Consider the following 2,417-nt stretch of genomic DNA (forward strand, 5'->3'; position numbering starts at 1 on the left):
CTATTATCACTGCAAAGTATAAAAAGTGTGATTTTAAGACAAAATAGTCTTTGTTAAAATTCGACACTTTTTTTACTACCGATTTATCCCTTTACAACATCAGAAAAGACAGTAGAGGTACTTACGTGAGGGATTTGTCACGAAAAAACCTAATATTAAATAATGTAAAACACAGTAGTTTTTAACATTTGGCCATTCCAGCATTCCACATACATTTGCCCCCGACAAACTTTATTACTAATCATTTTAAAATTGAAAAACCATGAAGATAACAATCTTCTCCAGCCTCATGACGAAAGAGGCTGAAGGCGTAATCGACGCCACCGAATGGATAAGAGACATCCGCGACGGCAAGTTCAAACCCACAGTGGACCAGGTGCGCTCCATGATAAAGCTTGGCGACAAGGACCGGGTGCGCGACTGGAAGATGAAACTCCCTGCGGCGGTATGGGCAGGCGAGTGCCGCAAGGGACGCTTCTTCAAGCACACCACCGTCCGCACGGGCTATGCCATCTTCGACTTCGACGACCTGCGCGACGACCAGCTCCTTGCCGCCCGTCAGTTCCTCGAGGTCTTCCCGTGGATAGTGGCAGTCCACGTCACAGCATCAGGACGCGGACTGCGTGTGGTGGCAAACATCGGCATCGTCCACATCGACGTCTACCGCCAGGCTTACGAGCAGGTGGCAGAACGTCTGCACGAAATCACCGGTCTGGAACTCGACATGGCATGCAAGGACTTTGCCCGTGCCAGCCTTGCTTCCTACGACCCCGATGTCTACTACAACCCCCAAGCCACTGTCTTTCCCTACGGCGAGGAGCACAACCCACTGAACTATGTCCCTGCCACAGGTCCCGACACCTCCGAGGACTTCCGCTATCTGAGCAACCCCGTCACCCAGGCACTTAATCAGGGCTATCAGTCCGATTCCGCCCCCGACGTGGACGCCGTCATCAACCGTTTCTTCTACACCCATCCCTACGTCAAGGGCAGCCGCACACGTACCATGCTCTCCCTCGGACTGTACCTCCGCCGGCATGGAGTGCAGTCATGGCAGCTGGGGCAGGCCATCTATACAGCATGCGCCCGAGGAGTGGAGCCGGGCATCACCCAGAAGGAGATAGAACGCGCCATCCGGTGGGGTTACGAGCATGGCGAGGAAGGCGGAAAAAGTCCGACGAATTGGGGACAAGGGGGACAAATCTCTAATATGTTCCCTTTTCACACCGTGAAAACAGAGGAAAATCCTGATAGCGAGGAGATTGCGGAAAACGAAAAAGAAGAGGAAGAGGTAATTGAGGAACAATGTCCCCAATTCGCCGACGACATCTACGAGCATCTCCCCGAGGAGATAAAGAAACTCCTCGTAGTGGCAAAGGACAACAAGGAAAAAGACATCATCCTCCTGGGTATACTCACCGTGTCGAGCACATTGTTTCCTGCCCTCCGAACCATCTATGGCAACAGGAAATACTCTGCCCACATCTACACATTCATTGTGGCAGGAGCCGGAGCGGGTAAAGGCGGGGCAATGAACGGCGTAATCCTTGCCAAGAAGACCGACCGTGAGTTCGAACGAATATACAAAGCCGCTAAGAAAGAATATGAGAAGAAGTGTGTGGAATGGGATATGGAACTTAAACTGGCTCTGAAGGAACGCAGAAAACCCGATATGGACCTGAAGCCCGAAGAGCCTGTACACCAGACGGTCATCACAACTCCCAACTCATCGAAGAGCCAGATGATAATCAATGTCAGGAACGCTGGCGAAGACGGGCTGGTGATAGTGTCGTCCGAGGGTGATGTCCTGGTGGTGACCCTCCATGCCGACTATGGCGGTCAGGCGGCAGAGCTGCGTATGTTCTTCCATCACGAGGAGGTACGCCAGCACTTCAAGATTGACAAGGAACAGATAGTCATACCCCATCCTCATGTGGCAATGCTCCTCACCGGTACACCGGAGCAGGTAGTATCTCTCATCCAGAGCACCGAGAACGGTCTCTTCAGCCGTTTCCTCTTCTATCTGATGAATGACGAATCCGTATGGAAATCGCAGTCACCCCTCAAGGGAAATGGCGGCATAGACCTGGAGGAACTTTACGGAGAGTTAGGCGAGAAACTGAAAGTCAATTTCTTCAACACCAGCGGAAAGGAAATAATGATAAACTTCACTGCCGGACAGTGGGACACATTGGACAGTGTGTTCGAGGCCGAGCTTGGCATAGTGTCAGCCGAGGGGGAGAAGAACGCCGATGCGGTGGTGAAGCGATACGGACTCATCACCATGCGTATAGCCATGACCCTTAGCGGCTACAGGATAATGGAGGCAGGATGGCAGGTCGCGGACTACACCTGTCAGGACGAAGATTTCTACACGGCACTCCAAATAGTCCTCACATGCATGAAGCATGCCAACC

The 2,417-nt window shown here is 52.0% G+C and carries 2 protein-coding genes and 1 pseudogene; 2 read left to right on the forward strand and 1 reads right to left on the reverse strand.

The window, feature by feature from the left end; all coding sequences use genetic code 11:
* Nucleotides 1-427: 427 nt before the first annotated feature.
* Nucleotides 428-724: pseudogene (locus I6E24_RS17525) on the forward strand (BT4734/BF3469 family protein); the annotation flags it as partial.
* Here I6E24_RS17525 and I6E24_RS15960 read toward each other — a convergent pair.
* Nucleotides 608-976 carry a hypothetical protein gene (locus tag I6E24_RS15960; RefSeq protein WP_235329663.1) on the reverse strand — a complete coding sequence of 123 codons (369 nt, stop codon included), beginning with the start codon at nt 974-976 and terminating at the stop codon, nt 608-610. The pseudogene I6E24_RS17525 and the gene I6E24_RS15960 overlap by 117 nt on opposite strands.
* 66 nt (nt 977-1,042) lie before the next feature.
* On the opposite strand from I6E24_RS15960, the gene I6E24_RS15965 reads away from it, so the two are divergent.
* Nucleotides 1,043-2,417: DUF3987 domain-containing protein (locus tag I6E24_RS15965; RefSeq protein WP_235329665.1), on the forward strand; the 1,375-nt coding region annotated here is incomplete at its 3' end.

The organism is Bacteroides caecigallinarum, from assembly GCF_021530995.1.
GTDB classification, from domain to species: domain Bacteria; phylum Bacteroidota; class Bacteroidia; order Bacteroidales; family Bacteroidaceae; genus Phocaeicola; species Phocaeicola faecigallinarum.